Source organism: Meridianimarinicoccus roseus, from assembly GCF_003172915.1.
In the GTDB taxonomy this organism is placed as follows: domain Bacteria; phylum Pseudomonadota; class Alphaproteobacteria; order Rhodobacterales; family Rhodobacteraceae; genus Meridianimarinicoccus; species Meridianimarinicoccus roseus.
Genome location: NZ_QGKU01000042.1, coordinates 16,301 through 41,803, shown reverse-complemented (window position 1 = coordinate 41,803; position 25,503 = coordinate 16,301). Strand labels below are relative to the sequence as shown.

Below are 25,503 nucleotides of genomic sequence, written 5' to 3'. Positions count from 1 at the left end.
GGAATGACGGGCTCGATCCGGCGGTCTTCAGGAACGGCGTACACCCGGCCCACGCCATGGATCGTGTCCGCCGCAATCCCGTCAGGGGCAAGTGTAACCGCCGCTGGCAATCTCCCCGGAACCGCCGTTTGAAAACCCCCAGAGGGAGCGGTGCCGGCGATTTTCGAACCTCACTCATTCGAAAATCGGCGGCGCTGCGGGCTACCTGGCGGATGCTTCCCGCAAAAAGAGCAGCGGGGGCCGTCAGGTGAAAGGACTGAGGGAGATCGTCTTGATCCAGATCTCAAAAAGCAGGGGCTGAGCATCAGCGCCATCGCGCGAAAGGTCGGCTGCGACCGCAAGACTGTCCGCAAACATCTCGACCGGGGTCCGGAGGCCCCGGTCTACGGGCGGCGCGCGCCACGGCCGCGGGCCATCGAACCCTTCGAGGCATATTTGCGGGAGCGTGTGATATCCTTTCCCGATCTCACCGGCGCCCGGCTTCTGCGCGAGAACAAGCAGATGGGCTACGTCGGCGGCTACACCGCGGTCGCGGATTTCCTGCGCGCCCTCGTCGAAAACGGATCTTCAATACACGTTGCGGTCGCTCAACAGTCGCATCGGTGTGAGGGCGATGATCCACAGGTCGCGGGCCAACGACCAGCCGCGGATGTAGTCGAGATCAAGCGCGGCGCGCTGTGCCATCTTGCCCAGCGTTTCTGTCTCGCCGCGCGCGCCGTTGATCTGCGCCCAGCCGGTCAGGCCCGGCCGGACAGCGTAGCGGGCCATGTAATTGGCGATCTGCGGGGCGTAAAACGCGTCATGGGCCACGGCATGGGGACGTGGGCCGACCAGCGCCATATCGCCCATCAGCACGTTGATCAGCTGCGGCAGCTCGTCGACCGAGGTGCGGCGCAGCACGGCACCGACCCGGGTGACGCGGGCGTCGCCCCGCGTAGCCTGCGCAAGCCCCGCGCCCACGGTCATGGACCGGAACTTGAGGATCTCGAAGGGGCGCCCGTCCAGCCCGGTGCGGATCTGCCGGAAGATCACCGGGCCGCGACTTTCGGCCCGGATCGCGATGGCAACGATCACCAGGAGGGGTGCCAGCAGCAGCAGCGCCAGCGCGGCGAGGCTCCGCTCGACCAACGGCTTCAGCGCCAACTGCAGCGTCTTGTCGGCTTTAGCGAAGCGGTCTGCTGCAAAGGTCATGTCGGCGATCCTCAAATTAGTGCAACTTGTCACGATCCGTATGTATCAGCCCTATCCGTCTGTAGGCAGGTGTTCGATAGCGTGGGCGTGTGCAACTTTGCATATGCCATCTATCTGATAGGTCTAAAGAAAATACGAAAGTCAGGGTTCGGCTGGCAGCCCGGCGGCAGCGTCTTGCGGTTGGGGGTGGTCAGACCGGCCGGGTCCGCGTCACCCCGGCGGCTCCTGAGTGGCGCGGCGCGGACCTCTTAACAGGTTCGCCCAATTGGGCTTTTTGCGCAAACTCAGGATGTTTTGATCGAGAGGGGCTTCTTCCGATGATCCAATCGGTAATCCTGTGCGGCGGGTCTGGCGCTCGCCTGTGGCCCTGTCGCACAAGGGCTTTCCCAATCAGTTCACGCCGCGGCTCATCGGCGAGGACTCACTGTTCCGGGCCTGTGCACGGCGCTTCGCCATGGCCGCTTTCGCCCAGCCACTGGGTCCTTCGATGACCGAGTTCCGCTTCATGGCGCTGGTACAGCTGGGCAATCCGGGCATTTCCGAGGCCACCGTGATGCTGGAGCCCAGCCTCCGCAAAACCGCGCCAAAGTTGCTGCACTTGCAGGCGCAAGGCGAAGGCGACGCGCGGATGCCGGTGGCACCGTTCGATCACGTGATCTGAGATGTCGATGCCTCACCTGAGGGCCATGGCGCACGATCTGTGCGAACTGCGCAAGGCTCGCCGCCTTCTTGCCGTGCATGAGGGTTGGGGGGAGCTGTCATCCCAGTCCGTCCGAAGGCCTCGGCCCTGCAAGGAGACGTCACAATTCGCCTCGGACACCATGGCAAGGTTTTCGATGACCGCTACCAGCGGGAAACTTGGCAGGATAATGGCGTGCATCGTAGAAGGTCGGGGACCCATCCCTCTTAAGCAACTGACGCTGCAACTGGCCATGAAGCAAGGCTTCGCGGCGACCGGAGCAAAGACCCGAAGGTCGCTGGAACCGCATTTCTTGGACTTGCTGTCCACCCCTGTACGTGAGAACCAGCTCTTCCGGCCGCGAGTGCAAACACCGGTCTAGAGACCGAAGTTTCGCGGAATGAAAGTGGCGACGACGCACACAGGACTTGGTATCAGGTGCCGGATCCAGAAGAGTTGCGCCCCATTGCCGAAATTCTCGATGGTATGACCGGAAATCGGGTCCGGGAGCTTTTCCGCCGGATCGGTCGTACAAACCCGAAGGAAAGATTCTGGGACAACTCCGAAGAGCCGGTCGAGCGAGTAGAGGCCGCCGTGGAACTACCCGACGATTGAGTTTGAGCGCGAGCGCACAAGGCGGTACGGCTTTGCGATACGCACTTCCGGAATAGGCCAGCCATCTCGCTGCAAAACGATACGCTCGCGCTTCAGGGCGGCAAAAATTGATCCCTTGTCCCGGGCCGTACCTTGCCCATTCGATCAATGCGCCGTTCTACTCTGCAGGGCGCGAGGGGTGCGAGACGCCAGAGTAGGCGATCAGAGGTCGCGGTAGGCTTCGAGCGCCTTGCTGGCGTACATGAGCGCCGGTCCACCGCCCATCTCCAGCGCGATCTCGAGCGCTTCGACAAGTTCGGACTCCTCTGCACCGTGCTTTCGCGCGCTGTCCACGTGATAGAGGATGCAATCCTCGCACCCCTTCACCACCGCGATCGCCGTGGCGATCAATTCACGCTGGGCGGACGAAAAAGCCCCCGCGCTGGTTGCAGCCTTCGACAACCTTGCAAACCCGTCCATGGCGGCTGGGGCAGCCTTCGCGAACATGCCGATGCGTCCCTTGGCGGCGGACAGCCGGTCTTTCGTTTCAGATCCCATCTGGTCTGTTCCTTGAGCATTCTCGGTTTCGGTTGTTCATGTTCGGCGCTCCGAAGGAAGATCAGGCCCTGAGCCTTTCCAGTGCGACCTGGGCAACCCGTTGGGCCGTGATGCCGAAATGTTCGTAGAGTGCTTCCGCCGGGCCAGACGCGCCGTATCCAGCCATTCCGACGAAGCTGCCATTTTGACCCAGAAGCCCGTCCCAGCCGAACCCGATCGCGGCCTCTATCCCGACGCGCACGGCGCCTAGCGGTCCGAGCACCTGTTCACGCTCCGCCACGGGGCGAGCCGCAAACAACTCGAAACTCGGCAACGAAACGACCGCAGTGCCGATCCCCTGCGCTTCGAGAAGTCGCCGCGCGGCACAAGCGATCTGCACCTCGGAGCCTGTCGCGATTAGCGTGACGCGGCGAGCGCCTGCCGTTGCATCCCGCAGCACGTATCCGCCGCAAGCAGACAGATTGCCGACGTCGGCGCCACGACGCAGCCCCGCCACGTCCTGCCGGGAAAGGACGATCGCGGTGGGACCGTCCTGGCGGTCGAGCGCGATCTCCCATGCCTCGGCGACCTCGACGGCGTCGGCGGGACGCAGGACCAAGAGACCCGGCGTTGCCCGCAGCATGGCCAGCGTTTCGACCGGCTGGTGCGTCGGGCCATCTTCGCCGAGGCCGATGGAATCGTGGGTGAGCACATAGGTCACCGGCAGTTTCATCAGGCAAGACAGCCGAAGCGCCGGGTGCAGGTAGTTGGCAAAAACAAGGAACGTGCCGGAATAGGGCAGGTAACCGCCGTGCAGGGCAAGGCCGTTCATCATCGCCGCCATCGCGTGTTCGCGGACGCCGTAATGTACATAGCGCCCGCCAAAATCGCCCCACGAAACGGGATGCGTGGCGGCCGTCATGGTATTCACTGATCCGGTCAGATCGGCGGACCCTCCAATCAGATGCGGCACCGCCGCGGTCAGTGTTTCCAGCGCAAGCCCGGAGGCCTTCCGCGTCGCCATAGATACGGTGCCGTTGTCCATTCGGGAAAGAAGCTCTGCCTTGCACGCGGTCAGTGCCTCCCGCCAATTTTCCGGAAGCTTCCTTTCAAGATGCGCGCGGAACGTGGCACCGCTGTCAGATTGCGAAAGTCGGTCTTCCCAGGCAAGCCGCTCGGGTGCTCCGCGCGATGCGGCATCTCTCCAGGCTGCACGAATGTGCTCCGGAATGTCGAATGGCGCGTGGCTCCAGCCCATTGCTGTCCGCGTGGCGGCAAGTTCCGCCGACCCCAGCGGTGAGCCATGGCATTTTGCCGTCCCAGCCTTCGAGGGCGCGCCACGGCCGATGGCCGTTCGGCAGGCGATCAGTGTCGGCCGGTCTGCGAGCTTTGCCGCATCGATGGCACCCGACACCGCTTCCGGGTCGTGCCCGTCAACGGCGCAGGTCGCCCAGCCCGATGCCGCGAAGCGTTGCGCCTGGTCCTCGGATGTCGCAAGCGCAGTTTTTCCGTCGATGGTGATGCCGTTGTCGTCGAACAGAACGATCAGGCGCCGCAACTTGAGATGCCCAGCCAGCGATATCGCTTCTTGGCTGATGCCTTCCATTAGGCAGCCGTCGCCCGCGATCACAAAGGTGTGGTGATCCACAAGGTCCATGCCGAATCTGGCGCGGTCCATTTCCTCGGCTAGCGCCATGCCGACAGCGGTGGCGAGGCCTTGGCCGAGGGGGCCGGTGGTCGTCTCGATGCCCGCGCCGTGGCCGTATTCGGGATGACCGGCCGCAGCAGAGCCGATCTGACGGAAGTTCCGCAGAACGTCGATATCCCACCCGGGATAGCCGCACAGGTGCAGCGCCGAATAGAGCAGCATGGAGCCGTGCCCGGCCGAAAGCACGAACCGGTCACGGTCGGGCCAGTCCGATCGGTCCGGATCGAACTTGAGGTGTCGCGTGAAGAGCACCGTTGCGACATCTGCCATACCCATTGGCATGCCGGGGTGGCCGGAAGCCGCCTGTTCGACGGCGTCGGCCGACAAGAATCTGATGGCATTCGCCATGTCTACATGGCTTGCCTGCTGCTGGTCGCGCATTGTCTCGTGCTCCGGCGGGTTTTGGGGATCGCGGGGTAGGGTGGATCCGGGCGGTTGCCGCCCGGATCGTCGCGGGTCAGCCTGCCGCGCGGACCGTGCGAGTTATGAGCGACTGCACAAGCTCCGCGGCCTCGACCTGCGGCAAGTGCCCCACAGCCGGAAGACGGTGGAGAGCGGCATTCGCTGGGACGCTTTCTGCCACTTCATCCATACAAAGGATGACGTCCTTGCGGCCGACGATCACAGTGCAGGGCCCGAGGAAGCGGTCAAGCGCGCGCCCGAGCGAGAAGAGCTGCGTCGACCTCTCGAACACCGCGGCTGCAACGCGCCGTTGTGCGGCCACAAGACCCGGCGTGTCGCGGGCTGCGAGCGTGGCGCGCACAAGAACCGGCGCAAGCTTCTCCGGATCGTGCACGAGGCGGCGCATCCATGTCGCAAGCGCGGTTTCCGACTGTGCTGACAGGAAGCCTTCGATGAAATCGCCGTCGACCTTCGCGCCGAGACCGGCCGGCGAGAGAAGGGTCAGAGAGCGGACATCAAGATCACCGCGCTCCGTCAGTGCGGCCGCTACGGCAGCGCCGAGCGAATGACCGACAAGATGGATGCCCGCCGCGACGTCCCGAAGGCTTTCGCCGACACACGCCACGATTTCCGCGAAGCTGGACGCTCCGACATGTGCCGATGCGCCATGCCCTGGCAGGTCCAGCGCCATTACCGGCAAACCGACAGGCAAGGTGCCTACCATTCCGCGCCACGAGGACAGATCCGCTCCGAAACCGTGAATGCAGATAATTGGCGAACCTTGACCCTCGCGCAATGTCCTGACCGCAAGCGCGCCGCCGCCTTGGCGGTGCGCCGTGGCCGACGCCATTATGGCGGCGGCGACATCCTTCTGGACCACCGCGCCACCCGGCCCCGATCCCTTGATGCTTGCAAGGTCGAGCCCCCTCGCCGCTGCTTCGCGCCGCGCCACCGGAGAGGATCGTCGCCATCCATCGGTGGAACCCTGCGCCTCCGCTTGGGCGGTGATCGCCGAAGCGGCGGGTGCAATAGTCGTTTGCTCCGCAGATACTGGGGCCTGCGCCTCGGACGACTGGGTGGCGGACACCGCGGCGCCTTCCAGGCTTTCGCCGGGTTGGCCCAGGTGCATCAGCGGCGCGAGAACCTCGGCGACATCGCCTTCCTTGTAGGGCATGTTGATAACCACACCCTCGGCGAAGGCTTCGACCTCGAAGGAGGCCTTCTCGGATTCCACCACGGCGACGAGATCGCCTTTCTTGACCGTGTCGCCCAGCTTTACGTGCAGCTCGACGACCGTCGCTTCCGTAAGGTCCTGTCCCACCTGGGGGACCAGAATTGCCTCAGCCATGTATCAGGTCCTCATGCTGCGTGGGGTTGCGCGCGTTCGACGGCGCTCGCCACGAAATCCACCGTCCGGCGGGTTGCGGCGGCGAACTCAGCCGCTGTGGCAACAAAAGCACCGAACCGGCTGAATTCTTCGGGCTGCATGCCGTCAAAGTCGTATGCCTGACGGAAATAGGGAAGGCGCCGCAGTTTCTCGATCAAGTCCTCAGGGGCGTCTTCATCGATTGCTCCGGAGCGGAACGGCTCCATCCTATCCTCGGCATGCATCAGCTGCGCGATGTAGGAGGGCGGACAGGTATAGACGAAATCGCCCCCAGCCAGCATTTCGACATGCCCGCTGGACGCGCGGCCGCCGGGCCCTTCGTCAGTGACACGCATGGAGCATTGCAGCATTTTCGACGGGTGCCCGTTGGCCTTTCCGTGCTTGTAGGCGCGTTTCATCACCGCGATCTCACCCAACAGAATTTCCTGCGGCGACAATTCTATGCCACGAGTTTCGGCCTGCGATTTCAGATCCCCAACATTTCCAAGGCGCGCGGACATATGGGTGATGACAGACCGCCAGCGCGAAAGGTCGATCCCGGCAGCTTTCGCGCGTTCAAGGCCGCGCGAAACCGCGGCCATGCAGGCGACATACTGGGGTACGGTGAAGGAGGTGGTGTTGTTGGTCGAGATACCCTTCGCCGTAAGCTCCTCGATCACGCGGTAGCCCTCGGCCGATCCAGGGATCTTGACCATCAGGTTGGGGGCCAAGGCCGCCAAATCGAGTCCTTGTGCGAGCATCCTTTCGTAATCCGTCACGAACCGCGGATCGACCTGCCCCGAGACATGGCCATGACGGCCGTTGCTGGCCTCGTAGACAGGCAGGATCATCGCCGCGCTCTGGCGCGCGACCTCCAGGTAGGTTTTCCAGTAAATGCCCTCGACGTTGTCTCCTGGGTTCTCGGCCGTGATCCGGCGGATTTCGCCGATCCAGAATTCGGGATCGTTCTGGATCGCTTGGAGTGACAGGGGCGGGTTCGTGGTTACGCCGCAAAAACCCATCTCGCCCGTGTTGCGAACGGTTTCGGGGTTGAAGAGCCGCGTAAGCTGCGCCTCCCAGATGTCGCGTTTCGCCTCGGGCGCGCCTGCGACGACGCCGCGTTTCCAGTTCTCATAGACCAGCGGCGAGGAGTCGAACCAAATTTCGCAGTCCGGATTGGTGGCTGCGAGTTTTTCGAGAATGTGCTGTTTCATGGCGCCACGTCACTCCGCAGCCTTAGAGATGGCGTTCAGGTGGAGCGACCGGCGCACTGCGGCGACTACGTCTTCTTGCTGCGGAACACTCGCGGCCTCGAGGGCGAGGTTGAACGGAACGGGAATATCGAGTCCCGCGACGATTTCTACCGGGGCGTCGAGATCATAGAACGCTTCTTCCTGGATGATCGACGCGATGTCCGACGCCACGCCGCCGCGGCGGTTGGCTTCCTGGACGATGACGACGCGGCGGGTTTTCAGAACGGACTTGAGGATCATCTCACGATCCAGTGGCACGAGCGTGCGTGGATCGATCACCTCGACGGAAATTCCCTGTGCTTCAAGTTCTTCCGCGGCCTTGAGGGTGCGCGGTAACATGTTGGACCATGCGATCACAGTGACGTCGGTCCCGGCACGCTTGATATCGCCGACGCCGAACTCGATTACATGCTCGCCATCAGGCACCGGACCCTTTGTCATGTAGAGGTGCTTGTGCTCTAGGAACATCACCGGGTCCTGCTGTCTCAGCGCGTACTTGAGCAGCCCCTTTGCATCGGCGGGTGTCGATGGCATCACGACCCTCAGGCCGGGGATGTGATAGAAAAGCGCCTCGAGCGACTGCGAATGCTGTGCGGCAACACCGCCACCGGTGCCGCCCTGCGTGCGCATCACAAATGGCACGCGACCGTCGCCACCGGTCATCAGCCGGAACTTTGCCGCCTGGTTCACGATCATGTCCATGCCGAGCATGGCAAAATCGACATAAAGGATCTCGACCACAGGCCGTGCCCCGGCGATGGCCGCCCCAACACCGACCCCTATCATTCCCGCCTCGGCGATCGGCGTGTCGCGCACGCGGCCGGGCCCATATTTCGCCAGAAGACCCTCGGTCACCTTGTAGGAGCCGCCTCGTTCGGCGATGCCTTCCCCTATGATGAATACTTCCTGGTTTGCGGCCATTTCCTCGTCAAGCGCTTCGCGCAGCGCGTCGCGGTACATGATTTCGCGTTCAGCCATGTCTCGTTCCTCCCCTCAAGCGGGTAATCAGTAAGTCGCCGCGAAGGCTCTGAACTCTTCGGCGGTGACCTCGCCGGACTGTTTCGAGAATTCCACGGCCTTCTCGAATTCCTCTGCGATCTCGGCCTCGATGGCCGCGATCGTCGCATCGTCGACATCCGCCATTTCGCGCAGCGACGCCCGGGCGCGGTCAACCGGATCGCGGGCCATGTAATAGGCCAGCTTGTCCTCGGGCATGTACTTGCCGGGATCGTTCACATGGTGCCCCATGTGCCGGAAGGTCTTTGCCTCGATCAGCACCGGACCCTTGCCTGCACGGCAGGTTTCGGCTGCCTTGAGGGTCATCTCATAGACGGCGAGCGGATCATTGCCATCGACCTGATGGCTTTCCACGCCGATGGCTGTTCCGCGTTTGTAAAGGTCGGTTTCCCGTGTGGATTCCTCGATCCGCGTCGAAACAGCGTACTGGTTGTTCTCGATCACCAGGATGAAGTTCAGGTTCCAGATCGCGGCAAGGTTGAGGCTTTCAAGGAACGTTCCGTTGTTGGACGCGCCGTCGGTCGTAAAGGTGACCGTAACGGCATCCGATCCGCGGACCTGGGCCGCCAATGCGGCCCCGACCCCCAACGGTGTGCCCGCGCCGACGATCCCGTTCGCACCGAGGTTTCCGACCGAGATGTCTGCAATATGCATGGAGCCGCCATAGCCCCTGCAATATCCGGTGTCCTTCTGGAGCAGCTCGGCCACCATCTTGTTGACGTCAGCGCCCCACGCGATGCAGTGGCCGTGGCCGCGGTGGGTCGATGCGATGTAGTCGCCTTCTTTCAGAGCGGCGCACACCCCGGTCGCGATGCCCTCTTGCCCCAGGTAGGGGTGAAAGTATCCACGGATCAGTCCCTGGCGGTAGAGCTTGATGCCCTCCGTCTCGAAGGTCCGAATCTTGAAAGCTGTGCGGAAAATTTTCTCCAAAAATTCCTGCGAATAAGCGTTCTTCTTGCTGGCCCTTGCGCTCATCTCTCTCCCCAACACCGAAAGATTCTCGGTTTCCCCTTCATTTCTGGAAAAAGTCATACACACCGCCTCGGCCGCTGTCGAGAAAATTTTTTGCAAGAATGTCGGGCGTCCTCCAGCGCGATCTTTGGGTGCGGCGCGGAGAAAATGGCCTTCTGAAGGGCTTTATCTCTTAGGATCATTGTGTTGCATGAAATTTGGGCGGTTCGGTCCAGTTGCTGACTGGCTGAAAGCTTGAAAATTGCTTTCCTGGAGCTTGGTTTGCCTATAGACATTGGTTAGTCACTTCGGAGCTTCACTTGGACCAGACACCTCCCCCAGGCCCTGCTGACGGCGACCTCGGCACCCGGATCCAGCTTCGCTATGGCGCCCTGCGAAAGTCGGAAAGGATCGTAGCGGACTATCTGCGCGAGCACGCCGGAGAGAGAATCAATTTCTCGATCACCGACTTCGCCCAAATCCTCGGTGTCAGCGAAGCCACGATCAGCCGCGTCAGCCGCGCGCTGGGATACTCGGGATACCCCGATCTCAAGCTGTCCATGGCCCAGAATTCCGGCACACAGTCGATGATTCCGAACATTCCGCAGGAGATCGACAAGTCTGACAGTCTCATTGCGAGCAGTGCCAAGCTCGCCAATCTCCTTGCGCAGAGCATCCTGGGAACGCAGCGCCTGCTTGACGCGCACCGGCTTGAGGCCTGCGTAGAGGCGATCGGCAGTGCCCGCCGTGTAATCCTCGTCGGAGTAGGGGGGGGTGCCGCGATCTGCGAGGAGACCGCGCATCTCTTCATCAAGGCGGGTATCGACGCTTACGCCTACAACGACTCATATACGCAAATCATCGCGGCGGCGAACATCTATTCGGATTGCGCGATGATCGGAATTTCGCACACCGGAACGACCAGTGGCGTCGCCAATGCGCTGACTCTGGCCCGTGAGAAGGGTGCCAAGACCATCGCTATTACCAGCGACCCGTCTTCGGCCGTGGCGCGCGCAGCCGAGATCCTTCTGACGACCTGGAACGCGAGCACGCCGAGCGTGCCGCTACACGGCGATTTCCTAGAGGGCCGGATCAGCCAGCTGTTCTTGATCGACCTGATCTATATCGGGCTTCTTTTCCAGGGCGACGGCGAACGGGGCGAGCATCTCAAGATGACGACTCGGGCGCTTGAACGTTACTATCGCGCCACCGATTGAAGCGTCGTTGATGAAGCCCGCAACCGCTGCCTTTCAGGGGCGGGATGCCCGCGACGGAGCTATCGGGACTGTTCAAGCACGTATATCTGCGGTGCACCCTCCGGAGGCAGGGTCGCGGGATCTAACTCGATCACGCTGCCGTCCACGCGCGTGACCCGCTCGGCCGGGAAACGGGACGTGAAGGTTTCGACGGGTTCTATGTCCAGAACGCCCCTTTCAGAGTAGTAATGCATGGGGATCACCGCGCGCGGCTTCACCCGCGCGATCACCGTATCGAGATCATCCAGCGCAATCGTCGCGTGTTCGCCGGTTAGCGCGAATAGGACATCGACTTGGTTTTCGAGGGCGGCGAGGTGCTCGGGCGCCACTGGGTTGCCGATGTCCCCCATGTGCAGGACGCGGATGCCGCCCAGTTCGAAGTAATAGAGCGCGTTGGCATCCGGGTCGCGCTGAAAATACTTCTGAAAATCGAAAGTCATACTTTCCATGGCCGGAAAGCTACGTATTTGCAGACCCCTAACTTCGATCCCGTCTTCGGGAATTTCAAGAGCGTTGACCACTATCGGATCACCATCCACGTGGCTGGGGTCGGAATGAAACTCGTCTGTGGCCGAACTCATGATGACGATGTCCGCAGGCTCGCCGATCGGATCGAAGCCTGAACGCTCGGGCTTGAACGGATCGGTGATGACTGTCAGATCATCGCTCTCCAGTCGGAAACTCGCATGTGCGTAGAAAGTGATCTTCATTGAGGCACCCTTTCCGAATTGCGCCATCAGCCTGCTGTTTTTTCACCGACGAACAGGTCCCAGCTTTCGACCAGTTCGTCCTGCATTGCGGAAAACGCCTTGAGATGGGGACTTTCCATATGTGCTTCCCACAGCGGGCGGGACGCCCAAGACTCAACGAAGATCACGTGTCCCGGGTTCTCGTGCGACAGGTGCATCTCGTATTTCAGGCACCCTTCCTCGCGGTGCGTGGGTTCGACAAGGCCGCGAAGGCTCTCGGAAAGTGCCTGCTCCTGCCCTGTGCGGGCTTTCAGTGTGGCGATTACGGTAAGCGTCATACTGCGGTTTCCTTGCGCTGAACGATCGACCGGCAGGTAGCCAGGTCGATGCCGTAGTCGAGGTCGGGCACGATCCGGTCGGCGCCAGTGAAATCCTCGTTCGCAGTGTAGGTGGAAAGGGTCACGATGCAGCACATGCCTGCGGCCTTGGCGGCAGTGAGGCCGATATGGCTGTCCTCGATCACCACGCAGTCCGCGGGATCAAGGCCGAGGCTTTCGGCCGCCAGAGTGTAGATCGCCGGATCGGGTTTCTTGCGCGATACGATGTCGCCGGCGTAGATGTTCATCTTCTCCGCGCGTTCCGGTCCAAGAAGCGTTTTGACAACGGCTTCGACAGCACGCTCGTTCGAGGTGGAACAGACGGCAACGACGAGCTGGGCTTCAAGCGCGGCATCGACCATACGCGCCACACCTGGCCGCAGGGGCAGTTTGCCAGCTTCGATGAGCCGCATGAAGATATCAGTCTTGGCGACATGAAGCCCCGAGACAAGGGCATCCCGATCGTCTGTCTTGGGCCAGCCGCATTCGTCGAAATGGCGGCGCATGCGTTCCTTGCCGCCGCCCGTGGTCAGAAGCTCGCCGTATCTTTCGACGGACCACTCCACGCCCAGCCCCGCCTCTTGGAAGGCGGTATTGAAGGCAATCCGGTGCCCGTCGCGTTCGGTGTCGACAAGCACACCGTCGCAATCGAAGATCAGCGCTCCCATGTCACGCGGCATCGGCAACCTCCGGGGCCCGTCCGTCCGAACCGAACAAGCGGATCATCGCCATAACGTCCGCTTCCATAGCGTCATGTTGGGCAATGATGAAGGGAAGCGGTTCGCCAAGCGTTGGCTTTTCGTCCCGAAGGTTGCAGAACCCGTCGATAAACAACCGCTTGTGCCCGGTCGATATGTTCACCTTCGCGCAACCGAGCCCGATGCAGCGATGGAATTGCTCTTCGGTCAAGCCGGTGCCGCCATGCAACGCAATCGGGATTTCTATGACCTTGGTGATCCGTTCGAGCAGGTCGTAGGCGATGTTCGCCTCGCCCTTGTAGAATCCGTGTGCTGTGCCGATGGCCGGGGCGAAGACCGCAAGGTACGGCATTTCACGGCAGAATTCGACGCATTCGTCGAAATTGGCAAGTTGGGCGTCGTCAGCGCCGACGACCTTGTCGTCCTCGACACCTCCTATCGCGCCGATCTCAGCCTCGAGTCCTACACCCGCAGCTTCCGCGAGGCGGTAGACTTCAACGGAGCGGCGCAGATTCTCGTCGAATGGCAGACTGGATCCATCGAACATCACAGCCGTCCAGCCGGCGTCGATGCAGCGCTTGATGACGTCCAGATCGGTGCAGTGGTCGAGATGCAGGGCCACGGGAACCGGGGCGTCCTCTGCCAGCATTCGCACCCAGGAGGCGACGGCGCGTGCGCCCCAGTGCTTGACGGTCTTGACCGAAACCTGGACGATCACGGGCGCGTTCAAGGCCGTGGCCCCAGCGATCACGGAAGCGGCACTGTTGAAGTCGATCATGTTGTAGGCTGCAATGCCGTACCCGTTCGTTCGGGCATGGCGCAGCATCGGCCGCATGGATACGAGAGCCATCGGAAAGTCCTCAAGGTTTTTTGCGCGCCGACCCTGGAAAGCGGCGGCGCGCTGTGCATCAAATCTTGGTTTCGTCCACGAAGGCCGGATGGAACAGCCGCGTTCTGCCGTCGGCCTTCGCCTCGTTGTCATAGACCGTGCCGTTCGGAGCTGACACGATTTCGAGTTGCATGCCCCAGGGCGCCATGAAGTAGCACCAGGTCAGACCAATATTGGGGCCGTCTGTATAGGCCGTTGGCTCGCCCAGCACGTCCACGTCGTTGTCGTGCAGGAACTTGATCGCCGCGTCCATGTCGTCGACATAGAAGGCGAGGTGGTGCCCCCCGATGTCGCTGTTCTTCGGCGGCGTCTTGGCCTGGTCCGGTGCCTCGTACTGAAAGATCTCAAGGTTGGTCCCGTTTCCGCAGCGGACGTACCGGAATTCCTTGATGACGCAGGTGTCATCGACGCGCAGGTGCTTCGACATCCAGCCGCCTTCCCCCGCGAAGTCCTTAGCGGCCGTGTACAGTACCTCGGCGCCGAGGATCTTCTCGAAAAAATCACAGGCCTCGTCGATATCGGGCACGGTGAACCCGATATGTTCCATTCCACGCATTCCTGGCATTGGCATGGTCTTCGTCTCCATCTTGTCGGTGTTCGCAGGATCAGTGATGTTTCTCGGCAAAATCATTCAGCGCGGCGTACTGCCCCGATTTCGCCATGGCCTCGTAGAAGCCGCGATATATGCCGTGCTGTTCCTCGTAGAGATCGTGCAGCGCGGTGTTCGGTTCGAACTCGTTCTCGACCGCGACCATCGCCTCGACCGCTTCTTCGATCGTTGCGAACGCGCCCGAGCCGTAGGCTCCGAGGATCGCTGCGCCAAGCACCGTGCATTCGCGCTCCCGCGTGACCTTGGCTGGCTGCCCGATGATATCGGTCATGATCTGGACGAACCCGTCGGACTTGGTACCGCCGCCGGTCAGGCGGAAATCGGTGATGCCGCCCTCGACGTCGTTCTGAAAGGCGTCGAAGACCATGCGCATCTCATTGGCACAGCCTTCCAGCAAGGCCCGGATCAGGTCGGCGCGGGTGTGGTAGAGGCCTAGCCCGAGGAAACCGCCGCGCGAGACGGCGTCGTAGTACGGTGTGACCTGACTAGCCATGAAGGAATGGAACAGCGCGCCGTTGGCACCGGGTTTGGAGCCCTGCGCGTTCTCCACCATCACGGAATAGACGCTGCATTTGCGGCGCTTGGCATCGTCCAGCTCGTTCCTGCCAAGCTGATCGCGCCACCAGCGCAGGCAGGCACCGAGGCTGAAGGCACCGCCTTCGATGTCCCACGCGCCAGGCACCCCGTGGCCGCCCCACCAAAGGCTCTGGCCCTTGATGCGGTCGACACTGTCCAGATGGGCGACCATTACGCCGGCGGTCCCGACGGTGAACTCGGCCATTCCCTGCCTGATGACGCCCGCGCCGATGGCGGCGCATTGCTGATCGCCCGCGCCGCGGCACAGCGTCAGTCCTTCGGGCAGCCCGGTTTCCTCGGCTGCCGCGCGCGACAGCTTGCCCGCGCGTCCGGAGGGGATGCCCACGGGGGGCAGGCGGTCCCGGTCGATGCCGATTACCTTAAGGATGCGGTCGGACCAGTCGAGCTTTGCGACGTCCATCATTCCGTTAAGTGTCAATGACGCGGGATCGGTAGACCAGTCCTCGGCACCCATGCGGAACAGGAAATACTCCTGACCGTTGGCGAACCAGCGCGTGCGATCAAACTCTGCCTTCCGCTTGTCGGCGAGCCAAGCAATCTTCGCGGCCGTCCACAACGGGCTGACCTGCATCCCTGTATGTTTCTGGTGCTCGTTCGGGCAGGGGAACTCAGCATTCAGCCCGTCAACGTAGCGCAGCGCGCGGCCACAGTTCCAGACGATGGAGTTCCCTATCGGCGACTTGTTCTCATCCAGCATAATGAAGGTGCCGCGCTGGCTTGAAAAGCCCAGCGAGTGATAGGCAGTCGGCGGCAGGTTCGCCTGCGCCACGGCTTGCCTCGACGCGCTGCAGATTCCTTTCCAGACCGCTTCTACATCCTGTTCGATCCAGCCCGCCTGCGGCGAGATGCAGTCGTATTCCTGGTAGCCGTGCCCGACAGGCCGCCCCCCTTCGTCGAAGATCATCACGGTGCATCCCGTAGTGCCCGCATCGACCCCGACGAAAACCCTCTTGGCGCTCATGCTCTTCCTCCCTCCTGCCCAGCGGGCAGTTCCTCCAACCACGCTGAGAGACCCGCCAGAAACGCCTTGCGCGCACTGGCCTCTTCATCGGTAAGTACCGCCAGCAACTCCTCCTTGCTGGCGAGCACATCTTCAGGCGTGGCCTGCACCACGCCGACGGCAGCAGGGCGCGTGTCCCCAGTTCCGTTCCATCCCGTGTTCACCGGGAAGCCGACGGAGGCGTATGCATCGCACCACGTCGCATCCATCAGCACCGAAAGGTTGTTCTCGCCGAGGCGTGCACGCACCCAGCAATGCACGTCCCTGACCCCGCCTGATCCGGCAAGTTTCCGGACTTCCGGCGGCATGGACGGGTGCGGCGGGATCCCCGCCGCAAAATCGCAGGACACCATTTCAACGTCGGCGAAAAACCCCAGCCTGCGAAGCGCGTCCCTCAGGATCATGTGGCGTGCCGTGCAGGCGCAGCGCCCGCTGCGCAGGCCCCCAAGCGGCGTCCGGTCCGGCCCAGACCGGTAGGGCAGGGCACGAACTGCGTGGAACACCTGTACCGCACCACGACGACCTTCCCCGTCCACATGGCATTCGAGGAAGTCATCCAACGCCTTCGCGTAAGCGTGATCTTCCGCTTCGGTCATGTCACTGTCGCCCTTCTCCGGACCGACGTCAGAAGTAGGCATGGCCGTCTGTGGTATCGAAGACGTGCCATTTGTCCCGATTGACGGTGAGGTGACAGGTCTGTCCCGGCTTGCCGGTGAATTCTGGCGTCGTCTTCACCCTGACCCGCGTGTCGGCCAACGCGACTTCCACCAGCATGTCCCCGCCGAGCAGTTCGTTCACGAAGATCTCGCCGGTGATCGACGGGCCGCCGGGCCGTTCGAGGGCAATGTCGAGCGCATCCGGCCGCACGCCCATCCGCGCCCGGCCCGCGGCGGCACCGCCGTTGAGCTGCCGGACCTGCTGCGGAAGAAGCGGAATGTCGAAGTTGCGGTGCCGAAGGCTGACGCTGTCGCCTTCTCCGATCACGTCGCAGGTCAGGAAGTTCATTGCGGGCTCGCCTACGAAACCGGCGACCCAGGCATTGACCGGATGGTTGAAGATCTCGCTCGGCGTGCCCCATTGCTGCAACTCGCCATCATGCATGACCGCGATGTAGTCGGCCATCGAAAGGGCCTCCAACTGGTCATGGGTCACGTAGATCATCGTGGTCCCCAGTTCGCGCTGAAGATGCTTGATCTCGCCCCGCATATGGGCGCGCAGCTTCGCATCAAGGTGCGCGATGGGTTCGTCGAACAGGAAAAGCTTGGGCTGGCGCACGATGGCGCGCCCGATCGCCACCCGCTGCTTCTGACCGCCGGACAACTCGTGCGGGCGGCGGTCGAGAAGGTGATCGATCTCAAGCAGCCGCGCCGCGGCTTCGACCCGCTCCTTGATCGCTTTCTCCTCTGTCTTGCGCAGGCGCAGCGGGTTGGCAATGTTCTCGAATACCGACTTGTGCGGGTAGAGCGCGTAGTTCTCGAAAACCATTGCCACGTCGCGGTCTTTGGGGGCGAGGTCGTTGATACGAAGGTCGTCGAAGAAGATGTCCCCCGACGAAATGTGTTCGAGACCCGCCAGCATCCGCATGGTCGAGGATTTTCCGCATCCGGACGGGCCGAGGATCGACACGAAGCTGCCATCGGGACAGGTGATGTCGAGGTGTTTCACAGCTGCCGTGTCGCCGTAGTATTTCCAGACGTTCTTGATCGTGATGGTAGCCATAACAGGGCCTTTCCAGATAGTGGTGACGCCATGGGTCCCGCAGCGGCGCGGGACTCGCACGCTCATTCTTTGACGGCACCCATGGTGAGTCCGGTAACAAGGTATTTGCGGATTACGAGGCCGAGCAGCATCATCGGTGCCGTCGTGACAACGCCAGCCGCCATGATGGACCCCCACTGGATGTTCTGCGGCTGGACCAGTTCGCGGGTTGCGACGGGCAGGGTTTTTGCCCCACCGGAGCCGATGATCGCCGCGAACAGGAAGTCGTTCCAGGCGAAGAGGATGCACAGGACCACGAAGGCGCCGATCCCCGGCGCGACGAGCGGCAGGATGGACACGAAAGCCTGGAAGCGGGTCGCGCCGTCAACCATCTGACCCTCTTCAATCGCGTATGGAACGTTGTCGAAGAAGCCTTTGAGGATCCAGATTGCGAAGGGAAGGTTGAACGTCGTGTAGGCCAGGATCAGGCCGGGGAGCGTCCCCACGAGGTCGAACGTCCGGAAGATCGAGTAGAGCGGTACCATGACCGCCACGACCGGAGCCATACGGGTCGAGATGATCCAGAAGAATAGGTCCTGCTTGCCGCGAAAATCGACCCGGCTGAGACTGTAGGCGCACAGCGATCCGAAGATGACCGACACCACGGCCGAGCCGCCCGCCGCGATCAGGCTGTTCGCCATGTAACGTCCGAAATTTCCTTCGGCGAACAAGCTGGTGTAGTGCTTCAGCGTGGGTGTGAAGTCGAAGAACACGCCGATGCCGCCCCAGTCTCCCACCTCAGGAAGATTGAAGGCCTCAAGGAGGTCCTTGAAGGACGACGTGAACATGATCACGAAAGGGAGCAGGGTCCAGACAAGATAGAAGATGAGGAAAGCGGCGGCGGCGACCCGCAGGAGCTTCTGCGCGGTGCTGTCATAATGAACGACGTCTTGCGAGGCCATCGTCTCAGGTCCTTCCGGATTTGGGTTTGTCGAAGACGCGCACCAGGATCATTCCGAGCACGATGGTCACAATAAGCAGGGTCAGTGCGATTGCCGCGCCTCGACCGAGCTTGAAGAACTTGAATGCCACTTCGAAGAGATAGACAGGCAGGATCTTCGTGGCGCTGCCGGGACCGCCGCCGGTCAGGACGAGGATGTGGTCGATGAAGCGAAAGTTGTCCATGAAGCGCAGCAGCACGGCGATCAGAAGGACGGGATACAGGTTCGGCAGCGTGATGGCGAAGAAGTTGCGCATCGGCGAAGCACCGTCGACCATGTTGGCTTCAAGCTGATCGCGGGGAACCCGCTTGAGCCCGGCAAGAGCAATCAGCGTAATGAGCGGTGTCCACTGCCATACGTCCACAAGCACGATGCCATAAAGCGCGGTGCCGGGCGTGGCGAGGATCGAAGCGCTGTCCAGAAGTCCGATGCTCTGGAATATCCAGTGATACCAGCCGAAGGTGCCGTTGTAGAGGAACAGCCACAGAAGACCGGCCACCGCGGGCGCCATCATCATCGGCATCAGGAGCGCGGTGACGAGGAATTTCTCGTACTTCGAATTGTTCACGATGACCGCGAGGATCATCCCGATGGTCAGCTGAAGCCCGAGGCACATCGCGCTGTATTGCAGAAGCAGGATCCAGCCGTCCTTGAACCGCGGGTCTTGGAGCAGCCGGGCATAGTTCTTGAACCCGACCCACTCGCCGCCGCCGATGTCCACGTCCTGCAGCGACAAGACGATGAGCCAGAAGAACGGGTAGAGCGAGATGAATGCGAGAATCGCGATGGCTGGCGCCATGAGGTAGAGGTAGTAGCGTTTCGGTGCTGGCGGGTTGAAGCTCGTTGGCCGCGGCTTCGGATCGGATATCGGGCGGGCTTCGACTTCGGTCGAATGTTCGCGCGCGCGAAACAGATCGCCGGCCAGTCGAAAGGCGCCTTCCTTTCCGAAATGGGTTGCTTCTGTCATGTGAGTGCTCCCACGGGCGGTGCGCAACGCGCCCCTGCTGCTCGGTCGGTTGGAGGGATGGAGCGGCGAGCCTCTGGGCTCGCCGGCTCCGTCGCTTGGCTCAGACGTCGTTCAGAAAGTCGAACTGCTCCTTGAGCGCGAACGCCGTTTCCTGCGGACTCTTCTGCCCTGCAAGCATCTGCTGCGTTTCCTGAGCAGTGATCGAGTAGTACTCGTTCGCCTCCGGGATCTTCGGGCCGAGCACGAAGTTCGGATCCTTGATCCCGTAATTGTAGACTGCATCGAAGGTCAGAGCGTTTGGCATCTTGGTCGGACGGGCTTGTGCGGCTATCACATCTGGGCGTTCCAGAACCGACTTGCGTGTCGGGGTTCCCCCGAGCCCGGCCAGAACATCGTACTGAATGTTCTCGCTGGTGGACCAGATCGCGAAAAGATAAGCCGCACGCTGGAGATCTTCAGAAGCGTTGGCGTTGATCCCGATGCCCCCGATACCGCAGTTGGTTCCGTTCACGTTGGGCCCGCCGGTGAGGTTCCATTCCGGATCGCCCTTTGGGCATGGGGCATATGCCGTCTTGCCTCCTGCCGCGACCGACGTTTCCGGGTTTTCGACGGAAGCCGCGAACTCGTGAAACTGCACCTGCATCGCGATGTTGCCGGACTGGTAGACCGTGTTCAGCTCCAGCGTGCCGTTGGCGAGGTTGTCAGGGTGCGAAGCGTCGCCGAATTCCTTGAACTTCTGGAGCATGAGCACCGACTGTTCATCACCCCAGTTGGCAGGCCCGGGACGCTTGGAGCCGAGCTTGTCATCGATCGGAAAGTCGATCCACTGGCCGTGCGAGTACATCAAGCGCTGGATGTCGAGTTGCGTGGTCCACGCGAATGCGCCCTGGTGCTGCGCGTAGCCATAGGGCACGTCCGCGCCGCTTTCTCGCAATGCTTTAAAGAACTTGGCGAAATCCAGAACCTGCTTCCAAGTCGTGTCGGCAGTGTATTCCAGCCGGTAACCGTATTCGGCTTCGAAGTCTTTGGAGTACTGTTCGAACAGGTCCTGACGATAGAAGGTGCACGCCACGGCAGCGTCGTAGGGCAGGGCAATGATCTTCTCATCAGAGTAGAAGCGACCGCACGCCGACAGGAAGTTCTCGAACCAGACGTCATCGCCGTAGCCGTTTGGATCCTGAGGAAGTGTCTCGTCGCCGAACATGGTCGAAAGGTCGACGTAGAAGTCCGCGAAGGGGGCTCCGATCGGCTTGTCCTGAACGTAGTTCAAAACGTAGTCGGACTTGCCGCTGCGCAGGTCGATACCTGCCTTCTGCTGCACTACCGGAAGATCGTCGGTCAGGATCTCCACCTCGATCCCTGTAAGGTCATAAAACGCCTTGATATTCTCGCGGATAGCGAAGGACGGCGGAGTGTTCTCGGACAGGAATGTAAGCTTGGAACCGGCGTACTGCCGCCATTTGGCATCGTCAGAGGATTGCGCCTGCACCGGCGAGCGCATGATGACCGAGTTCATGCCGACGGCGAGTGCGCCGGTGCCCAGTGCGGTCGCGGCGGACCCGCCGAGTTCCAGAAAACGGCGGCGGCTGATCCGCGAGTACAAGGCGTTTCTTGGTTTGTAGAACATCTCTCTCTCCCTGTGCTGGCGATTACGGGTCGCCACAACCCGGTTTGCGCGCTCGGCTCCGCGTCCTGACTTGCCCCTCCAACGGGCCTTCAGGAGCCGATTCCTCCCGCCGCGCTTTCAAAAGTTATCGCCGCTCGAACATTCTGTAAATAATTTTCTTCTCCACGGAGCCTCAAGTTTTACTCTGTAAGGGTCAAGAAACCATGGTTATCATGAGCTCAGGCTCCAAAGATACAAGCAAGCGCTAGGTTCAGAGTTGCACTTGCACTCCTAGTCCGAAAATTTTTTCCATCTTTCGGCCCAAGACAGATCATTCACTCTGTTCGGAACGCTGCCGACTTTGTTGCGCAAAGAAGGTGAGAGTCGGGCTTCCCTTTTACCCTGACGGACTTACCCCACGGCCTCTGTGAAAGGTATGCCGAGCGCGGTGTAGTAGTTCATGACGGCGATACGGATCTGGAGTTCCGCGACCTGGGGCGAACACTACGCCTTGAACTGCGCCTTGAGAGGACAGCGGGGGAAGTCGCGCCGGTCGGCGCGATACCATTGCCCGGATTTCGTGCCGTTTCCCGGGGCCAGCCGCTTCCTTGCCGGGCATCGGACCACATCGTGACGGGGATCGCACTTGAAGCGCACGGTCGGAAAGCCCTGCGCCCCCTTGCGGCGGGTGGCGCGAAGGGGCGGAATGACGGGCTCGATCCGGCGGTCTTCAGGAACGGCGTACACCCGGCCACGCCATGGATCGTGTCCGCCGCAATCCCGTCAGGGGCAAGCCCGAGCGTGTCTTCGATGGCGTCCGGGCGCTCCGCTGCTCCGGACGGAAGTCACAATCACGGCCCGATTTGCAAGGCGCCCCATTGAAATGCTGCGCTGCAGCATTATCTCTCCTTCAACGGTCGACGAGGCCGCACACATTTAGCAATCTGGAGACCGCATCATGGCCAACAAGCAAGACTTCACCACCTTCTTCAAGACCGCGCCCGCGGCATTCAACACCGCAGCCGTGACCGACGCCTGGAAGACATGGGCGACCTTCGGCGAGCGGTTCAGCGCCATCGCGCTTGACGCCGCGAACAAGTCGAACGACGTAACAACGAACACCGTCAAGGAGTCGCTGAAGCTTCTGCGCGATGTGACCAGTGCTCAAAACGCGCCCACAGATTACACCAAGGTAGTCAGCGATTTCGGCACGTCGCAGGCCGAGCTCGTGAAGACGCACTTCCAAGCGCTCGGCGACGTCGCCAAGCTGGCGCAGAACGATGCGACCGAGCTGCTGTCAACCACCGGTCAGCACATCACTGAACAGGGCAGCAAAGCGGCCAACGCCGCTCAGGCGTCAGCGAAGGCAGCTTCTGGCAAGAACGCGAGGGCCGCGTAACCCGCGATCATTGACCTGACGAAGTCGTGTGCGTGACCAGTCAGGCCCCAATGCGTACCGCAAGCACGCGCGCGACGGAGTTTGGAATGTGGCGTCTGTTCCTTGTTGATGGGAGAGGCGCCATGTTCGTGTGCGGGCTAGCCATTCGGTTCGGCTTCCCACCATGATTGCGACAGCCTAGAACAGGCGCGCGGCAGGATGCAGGCATGGGGATTGCCCGAAACGAGCCATTCAGGTTATATTTCCAAGTGAACTGCCATAACAGTGCACGGCCAATGACAGCCATGACTGCCGTAGCGGCGAAGAATGCCTTCGGACCAGTTCTCGAAGCGTCGCTCCGCGAAGCGGTGGCCGTCACGAAGAACCGTCGAGAGGTCGCCGCGATATTCTCTAAGGAATGCGTGCGTGCGCTGGCCGACAGCTTCCTTGCCGATCCGCGGAAGGCGGATCTGGCCACCGGGAAACTCGCCCTATTCGACGCGGTGATGGCGCAGATGGACATCAACCGGCATATCGATGCCAGCCGCCGTGCGATTGCCGACGGCGATGGGATTGTCGCGGATGCGACGTATTTCGCGAGCCTGAGTGATCGCGCGCCACCCCGGATCTCCTGATATCCAACATCATGCAGCCCGCAACTGTTCTCTTTGCGCCTGACGTAGATGCTGCGCTGGTCGAGATTATCGACCATGCCGATATCGACAGCATCGCGACCACGCGACTTCTCTGAACGCATCCAGACGCACTTGGTCCTAACGCTTAGCACCTTTTCAGAAGCGGGACCCATGTTTCAGGGCCAAGGTGAGGGTTTTCCCGTGGCGGGCTACGTTTTTCTCCACGAACAAGACCCGTCTGCCCGCGAGGTGCATGTTCTCGACATGATTGCGCCGGGACGGAACTGGCGCTGAATTGGCATGGACAAAACGGTCCCGAAACCTTGGGCAGTATCGAACCGGATTTCTGTGTAACCGCCGCTTGTAATCTCCCCGGAACCGCCGTTTGAAAATTTCCCGGACTGAGTAGTGTTGGGGATTTTCGAACCTCATTCGTTCAAAAACCGCGGCGCCGCGGGCCACTTGGCGGATGCTTCCCCTAAACAGCAGCGGGGGCCGTAATGTGAAGGGACTGAGCGAGATCGTCTTGGTCCATGATCTTAAGACGCAGGGGCTTTGCATCAACGCCAGTGCGCGGAATCTCGGCTGCGCCCGCAAAACTGTCCGCAAACATCTCGATCGGGGACTTGAAGCTCCGGTCTGCGGGCGGCGCGCGCCGCGGCCGCGGACCATTGAACCCTTCAAGGCATATCTGCGGGAGTGCGTGCTGTCCTTTCCCGATCTCACCTGCGCCAGGTTTCTTCGGGAGATACGCGATATGTGATACGAGGATGTCAGCACACCGGCCATTGTTCGTCGAGGCCGTGCCACGGTCGAGGTTCCTGCAACTCCTTATTGAACGACAATCATAGACATCCCGGAACGACGCGCGAAACGAGTGCTGCGCGAGGTTCTTCGCAGATTGTTCGCACTCAGGTAAGCCTAACGTTCGGTACGCTCGGCGTTCGGCGGACGTTGTCCGGAGTTTGAGGACCCCATTGTTGAACGATCTTCCGGACATGCGTATGTTATTGATTTCGTTGAACCGGGGTTTTTGAACCTCTTGGTCCGTCGACCACGACTTGTCCACGGAAAACTGGTTCTGACGGGCGGGCAGCCCTTTTTCGCAAGGGGTCGGAGTGCCAGTGTCAGAATGAAGAGGACCGATCAGATGACAGGCCGCTCGGCTCGCAGGAAAATCAACGCAATCTCGGCCGTCTTGGTCGTTCCGGAGCTCACCTCGGGATGCGCAATGCAACCCGGAGAGATAGTAGCCCTCTGCGTGGTGTAGGAGCGTCGACCTTCGGAGAGGTCCAAGCCTGATCAGGGGGCCACCGTGAAGCGCTTCCACTACGACAGCCACGATCGCTTCATGGGCTCCTACAACTTCGCTCTAAGGCTCAAGACGCACGGCGGGCTCACGCCATATAAATTCATCTGCAACGTTTCGACCCCAGAGCTGGATGGGTTCACCCGCTGTGACCGATGTCCAAAGGTCTTCCTCTCTGCCATCGCTCTGGCGGCCCTCATCATCTATTGCTTATGAATCATGACCCTTCTGTATCTGGGCTCTGTGTGTTTACCCCGTCACCGGCCAGGGTCAGTGACGGGGTGGTAGAGATGTTGCGCCCGCGGATCGACCAAGGTGATCTGCGCCCCGTCCGGTCGACAGACCAGCCGATTGGCCAGCGCCGTGCCACCGGCTCCGGCACCAATGATGACGATCCGCGCCCTGGTCTGTGTCTGCGCCTGCGTTTCGTATGGCGCGGTCAGGGCTGCTGTGGCCGCTCCGCCTGCGGCAAGGCCAAAGAACTGCCGCCGTGTTGCACGGAAACTCGTCATTGGCGCCTCCCTCGCAGTGAGTGTACTCCGCAGCATACATATGATGTTTTTAGAATTTGTATTTGATACATAACAAACCTTTGAAATCCCTCGCGCCGTTGCGACCGCGCGAGGGTCTCGGGGGCGGATCAGTAGGAGGTGATCCGCGTGTTTTCGGCCAGCATGGCGCCCGCCATGGCCGCCGGGGCGGCAACGCCCACGCCGTCGATCAGTACCGATTGGTCCGCGCCTTTGCCCGGCAAGTAGATCGCGCAGACCTCGACGCTGTTGTTCGGGCCTTCCATGATTTTGCGCATCAGGCCTTGCGGGCTCATGTCGCGCGGCGGCTGTGGCGCAGTCGCGGTTTCGGGTGCGTCCTTCAGCGCGATGTCGGCGGCCGGGCCGCATAGAAGGATGTGCTGGGCCACGCCCTGCTGCGCGGCATTGGCTGCAAGCACCATCGCCATCAACTGTGTCTGCGGCTCGGGCGCGGTCAGGATGGTGACGAGCGTCTCGGGCTTATCTTGTGCCACAGCAGGCAGGGCGAGGCTCAGCGCCGCGGCGGTGGCCAGTGCAAGTGTCTTCATGGGTAGCTCCTTGGATT

The 25,503-nt window shown here is 61.5% G+C and carries 24 protein-coding genes and 1 pseudogene; 5 read left to right on the top strand and 20 right to left on the bottom strand.

Features of this window, described 5'->3' with window-relative positions:
* Positions 1 to 567: 567 nt before the first annotated feature.
* Entirely contained in the window at positions 568 to 1,191 is a 624-nt protein-coding gene (locus DKT77_RS13830) for a sugar transferase (RefSeq protein WP_109812283.1), read from the bottom strand.
* A 454-nt stretch (positions 1,192 to 1,645) separates the two neighbouring features.
* On the opposite strand from DKT77_RS13830, the gene DKT77_RS20715 reads away from it, so the two are divergent.
* Complete coding sequence (locus tag DKT77_RS20715) at positions 1,646 to 1,852, top strand: hypothetical protein (protein ID WP_146205007.1); 207 nt, start codon at positions 1,646 to 1,648, stop codon at positions 1,850 to 1,852.
* Positions 1,853 to 2,686: 834 nt separating this feature from the next.
* On the opposite strand, the gene DKT77_RS13815 is transcribed toward DKT77_RS20715, so the two are convergent.
* From DKT77_RS13815 to DKT77_RS13790, 6 genes are all read right to left on the bottom strand, one after another.
* Positions 2,687 to 3,022 (bottom strand): carboxymuconolactone decarboxylase family protein, encoded by a 336-nt coding sequence (locus tag DKT77_RS13815; protein WP_109812280.1) that lies wholly within the window; start codon positions 3,020 to 3,022, stop codon positions 2,687 to 2,689.
* 61 nt (positions 3,023 to 3,083) lie between these two features.
* Complete coding sequence (tkt, locus tag DKT77_RS13810; protein ID WP_109812279.1) at positions 3,084 to 5,090, bottom strand: transketolase; 2,007 nt, start codon at positions 5,088 to 5,090, stop codon at positions 3,084 to 3,086.
* 76 nt (positions 5,091 to 5,166) lie between these two features.
* Positions 5,167 to 6,459: an alpha/beta fold hydrolase gene (locus DKT77_RS13805; RefSeq protein WP_109812278.1), complete on the bottom strand. Its 1,293-nt coding sequence runs from the start codon at positions 6,457 to 6,459 to the stop codon at positions 5,167 to 5,169.
* Positions 6,460 to 6,470: 11 nt separating this feature from the next.
* Positions 6,471 to 7,499 carry a transaldolase family protein gene (locus DKT77_RS13800; RefSeq protein ID WP_420798319.1) on the bottom strand — a complete coding sequence of 343 codons (1,029 nt, stop codon included), beginning with the start codon at positions 7,497 to 7,499 and terminating at the stop codon, positions 6,471 to 6,473.
* A gap of 201 nt (positions 7,500 to 7,700) precedes the next feature.
* Positions 7,701 to 8,708, bottom strand: coding sequence for an alpha-ketoacid dehydrogenase subunit beta (locus tag DKT77_RS13795; RefSeq protein WP_109812276.1), 1,008 nt, complete (start codon positions 8,706 to 8,708; stop codon positions 7,701 to 7,703).
* Positions 8,709 to 8,735: 27 nt separating this feature from the next.
* Positions 8,736 to 9,722, bottom strand: coding sequence for a thiamine pyrophosphate-dependent dehydrogenase E1 component subunit alpha (locus DKT77_RS13790; RefSeq protein ID WP_238547903.1), 987 nt, complete (start codon positions 9,720 to 9,722; stop codon positions 8,736 to 8,738).
* Positions 9,723 to 10,018: 296 nt separating this feature from the next.
* Here DKT77_RS13790 and DKT77_RS13785 point away from each other — a divergent pair, with 296 nt between their 5' ends.
* Positions 10,019 to 10,915, top strand: coding sequence for a MurR/RpiR family transcriptional regulator (locus DKT77_RS13785; RefSeq protein WP_109812274.1), 897 nt, complete (start codon positions 10,019 to 10,021; stop codon positions 10,913 to 10,915).
* A 59-nt stretch (positions 10,916 to 10,974) separates the two neighbouring features.
* Here DKT77_RS13785 and DKT77_RS13780 read toward each other — a convergent pair whose 3' ends face one another.
* The 11 genes from DKT77_RS13780 to DKT77_RS13730 all read right to left on the bottom strand — a co-directional run bounded on the left by DKT77_RS13780 (position 10,975) and on the right by DKT77_RS13730 (position 21,107).
* Positions 10,975 to 11,664, bottom strand: a complete 690-nt coding sequence (locus DKT77_RS13780) for an MBL fold metallo-hydrolase (RefSeq protein ID WP_109812273.1) — start codon at positions 11,662 to 11,664, stop codon at positions 10,975 to 10,977.
* A 26-nt stretch (positions 11,665 to 11,690) separates the two neighbouring features.
* Positions 11,691 to 11,981, bottom strand: coding sequence for a putative quinol monooxygenase (locus DKT77_RS13775; RefSeq protein ID WP_109812272.1), 291 nt, complete (start codon positions 11,979 to 11,981; stop codon positions 11,691 to 11,693).
* Positions 11,978 to 12,700, bottom strand: coding sequence for an HAD family hydrolase (locus DKT77_RS13770; protein WP_109812271.1), 723 nt, complete (start codon positions 12,698 to 12,700; stop codon positions 11,978 to 11,980). Before DKT77_RS13770 ends, DKT77_RS13775 begins: the two co-directional genes overlap by 4 nt.
* A complete protein-coding gene (locus tag DKT77_RS13765; RefSeq protein ID WP_274520091.1) occupies positions 12,690 to 13,568 on the bottom strand; it encodes a class II fructose-bisphosphate aldolase in 879 nt (292 codons plus the stop codon). The genes DKT77_RS13770 and DKT77_RS13765 overlap by 11 nt, the downstream gene beginning before the upstream one ends.
* Before the next feature lie 58 nt (positions 13,569 to 13,626).
* Positions 13,627 to 14,154, bottom strand: coding sequence for a VOC family protein (locus tag DKT77_RS13760; RefSeq protein WP_238547901.1), 528 nt, complete (start codon positions 14,152 to 14,154; stop codon positions 13,627 to 13,629).
* A gap of 58 nt (positions 14,155 to 14,212) precedes the next feature.
* Positions 14,213 to 15,775 (bottom strand): FGGY-family carbohydrate kinase, encoded by a 1,563-nt coding sequence (locus DKT77_RS13755; protein WP_109812268.1) that lies wholly within the window; start codon positions 15,773 to 15,775, stop codon positions 14,213 to 14,215.
* Positions 15,772 to 16,410, bottom strand: a complete 639-nt coding sequence (locus tag DKT77_RS13750; protein WP_109812267.1) for a hypothetical protein — start codon at positions 16,408 to 16,410, stop codon at positions 15,772 to 15,774. Before DKT77_RS13750 ends, DKT77_RS13755 begins: the two co-directional genes overlap by 4 nt.
* Positions 16,411 to 16,438: 28 nt before the next feature.
* On the bottom strand, positions 16,439 to 17,533 hold the full coding sequence (locus DKT77_RS13745; RefSeq protein WP_238547900.1) for an ABC transporter ATP-binding protein: 1,095 nt from the start codon (positions 17,531 to 17,533) through the stop codon (positions 16,439 to 16,441).
* A 62-nt stretch (positions 17,534 to 17,595) separates the two neighbouring features.
* The gene (locus DKT77_RS13740; protein WP_109812266.1) at positions 17,596 to 18,474 is read right to left on the bottom strand and encodes a carbohydrate ABC transporter permease; all 879 of its coding nucleotides are present in this window, start codon (positions 18,472 to 18,474) and stop codon (positions 17,596 to 17,598) included.
* A 4-nt stretch (positions 18,475 to 18,478) separates the two neighbouring features.
* Positions 18,479 to 19,480, bottom strand: a complete 1,002-nt coding sequence (locus DKT77_RS13735) for a carbohydrate ABC transporter permease (RefSeq protein WP_109812265.1) — start codon at positions 19,478 to 19,480, stop codon at positions 18,479 to 18,481.
* 100 nt (positions 19,481 to 19,580) lie between these two features.
* Positions 19,581 to 21,107 carry an extracellular solute-binding protein gene (locus tag DKT77_RS13730; protein ID WP_109812264.1) on the bottom strand — a complete coding sequence of 509 codons (1,527 nt, stop codon included), beginning with the start codon at positions 21,105 to 21,107 and terminating at the stop codon, positions 19,581 to 19,583.
* Positions 21,108 to 22,044: 937 nt separating this feature from the next.
* Here DKT77_RS13730 and DKT77_RS13725 point away from each other — a divergent pair.
* The 3 genes and pseudogenes from DKT77_RS13725 to DKT77_RS21085 all read left to right on the top strand — a co-directional run.
* Positions 22,045 to 22,485, top strand: a complete 441-nt coding sequence (locus DKT77_RS13725) for a Phasin (RefSeq protein ID WP_109812263.1) — start codon at positions 22,045 to 22,047, stop codon at positions 22,483 to 22,485.
* 206 nt (positions 22,486 to 22,691) lie between these two features.
* On the top strand, positions 22,692 to 23,099 hold the full coding sequence (locus DKT77_RS13720) for a hypothetical protein (protein WP_146205006.1): 408 nt from the start codon (positions 22,692 to 22,694) through the stop codon (positions 23,097 to 23,099).
* Between the two features lie 1,309 nt (positions 23,100 to 24,408).
* A pseudogene (locus DKT77_RS21085) lies at positions 24,409 to 24,549 on the top strand (IS481 family transposase); the annotation flags it as partial.
* Between the two features lie 116 nt (positions 24,550 to 24,665).
* Here the strand turns inward: DKT77_RS21085 and DKT77_RS21080 are convergent.
* Entirely contained in the window at positions 24,666 to 24,920 is a 255-nt protein-coding gene (locus DKT77_RS21080) for an FAD/NAD(P)-binding protein (RefSeq protein WP_238547899.1), read from the bottom strand.
* A 128-nt stretch (positions 24,921 to 25,048) separates the two neighbouring features.
* Positions 25,049 to 25,486: a hypothetical protein gene (locus DKT77_RS13700; RefSeq protein ID WP_109812260.1), complete on the bottom strand. Its 438-nt coding sequence runs from the start codon at positions 25,484 to 25,486 to the stop codon at positions 25,049 to 25,051.
* Between the last annotated feature and the right edge of the window lie 17 nt (positions 25,487 to 25,503).

What these genes read in the sequence shown, in the direction of transcription:
- DKT77_RS13725 (WP_109812263.1), top strand. Translation starts at nt 22,045, where the DNA reads ATGGCCAACAAGCAAGACTTCACCACCTTCTTCAAGACCGCGCCCGCG.
- DKT77_RS13700 (WP_109812260.1), bottom strand. Translation starts at nt 25,486, where the DNA reads ATGAAGACACTTGCACTGGCCACCGCCGCGGCGCTGAGCCTCGCCCTG.
- DKT77_RS21080 (WP_238547899.1), bottom strand. Translation starts at nt 24,920, where the DNA reads ATGACGAGTTTCCGTGCAACACGGCGGCAGTTCTTTGGCCTTGCCGCA.
- tkt (WP_109812279.1), bottom strand. Translation starts at nt 5,090, where the DNA reads ATGCGCGACCAGCAGCAGGCAAGCCATGTAGACATGGCGAATGCCATC.
- DKT77_RS13800 (WP_420798319.1), bottom strand. Translation starts at nt 7,499, where the DNA reads ATGGGTTTTTGCGGCGTAACCACGAACCCGCCCCTGTCACTCCAAGCG.
- DKT77_RS13805 (WP_109812278.1), bottom strand. Translation starts at nt 6,459, where the DNA reads ATGGCTGAGGCAATTCTGGTCCCCCAGGTGGGACAGGACCTTACGGAA.
- DKT77_RS13760 (WP_238547901.1), bottom strand. Translation starts at nt 14,154, where the DNA reads ATGGAACATATCGGGTTCACCGTGCCCGATATCGACGAGGCCTGTGAT.
- DKT77_RS20715 (WP_146205007.1), top strand. Translation starts at nt 1,646, where the DNA reads ATGGCCGCTTTCGCCCAGCCACTGGGTCCTTCGATGACCGAGTTCCGC.
- DKT77_RS13795 (WP_109812276.1), bottom strand. Translation starts at nt 8,708, where the DNA reads ATGGCTGAACGCGAAATCATGTACCGCGACGCGCTGCGCGAAGCGCTT.
- DKT77_RS13775 (WP_109812272.1), bottom strand. Translation starts at nt 11,981, where the DNA reads ATGACGCTTACCGTAATCGCCACACTGAAAGCCCGCACAGGGCAGGAG.
- DKT77_RS13770 (WP_109812271.1), bottom strand. Translation starts at nt 12,700, where the DNA reads ATGCCGCGTGACATGGGAGCGCTGATCTTCGATTGCGACGGTGTGCTT.
- DKT77_RS13740 (WP_109812266.1), bottom strand. Translation starts at nt 18,474, where the DNA reads ATGGCCTCGCAAGACGTCGTTCATTATGACAGCACCGCGCAGAAGCTC.
- DKT77_RS13780 (WP_109812273.1), bottom strand. Translation starts at nt 11,664, where the DNA reads ATGAAGATCACTTTCTACGCACATGCGAGTTTCCGACTGGAGAGCGAT.
- DKT77_RS13830 (WP_109812283.1), bottom strand. Translation starts at nt 1,191, where the DNA reads ATGACCTTTGCAGCAGACCGCTTCGCTAAAGCCGACAAGACGCTGCAG.
- DKT77_RS13735 (WP_109812265.1), bottom strand. Translation starts at nt 19,480, where the DNA reads ATGACAGAAGCAACCCATTTCGGAAAGGAAGGCGCCTTTCGACTGGCC.
- DKT77_RS13750 (WP_109812267.1), bottom strand. Translation starts at nt 16,410, where the DNA reads ATGACCGAAGCGGAAGATCACGCTTACGCGAAGGCGTTGGATGACTTC.
- DKT77_RS13765 (WP_274520091.1), bottom strand. Translation starts at nt 13,568, where the DNA reads ATGGCTCTCGTATCCATGCGGCCGATGCTGCGCCATGCCCGAACGAAC.
- DKT77_RS13720 (WP_146205006.1), top strand. Translation starts at nt 22,692, where the DNA reads ATGGGGATTGCCCGAAACGAGCCATTCAGGTTATATTTCCAAGTGAAC.
- DKT77_RS13730 (WP_109812264.1), bottom strand. Translation starts at nt 21,107, where the DNA reads ATGTTCTACAAACCAAGAAACGCCTTGTACTCGCGGATCAGCCGCCGC.
- DKT77_RS13790 (WP_238547903.1), bottom strand. Translation starts at nt 9,722, where the DNA reads ATGAGCGCAAGGGCCAGCAAGAAGAACGCTTATTCGCAGGAATTTTTG.
- DKT77_RS13745 (WP_238547900.1), bottom strand. Translation starts at nt 17,533, where the DNA reads ATGGCTACCATCACGATCAAGAACGTCTGGAAATACTACGGCGACACG.
- DKT77_RS13815 (WP_109812280.1), bottom strand. Translation starts at nt 3,022, where the DNA reads ATGGGATCTGAAACGAAAGACCGGCTGTCCGCCGCCAAGGGACGCATC.
- DKT77_RS13755 (WP_109812268.1), bottom strand. Translation starts at nt 15,775, where the DNA reads ATGAGCGCCAAGAGGGTTTTCGTCGGGGTCGATGCGGGCACTACGGGA.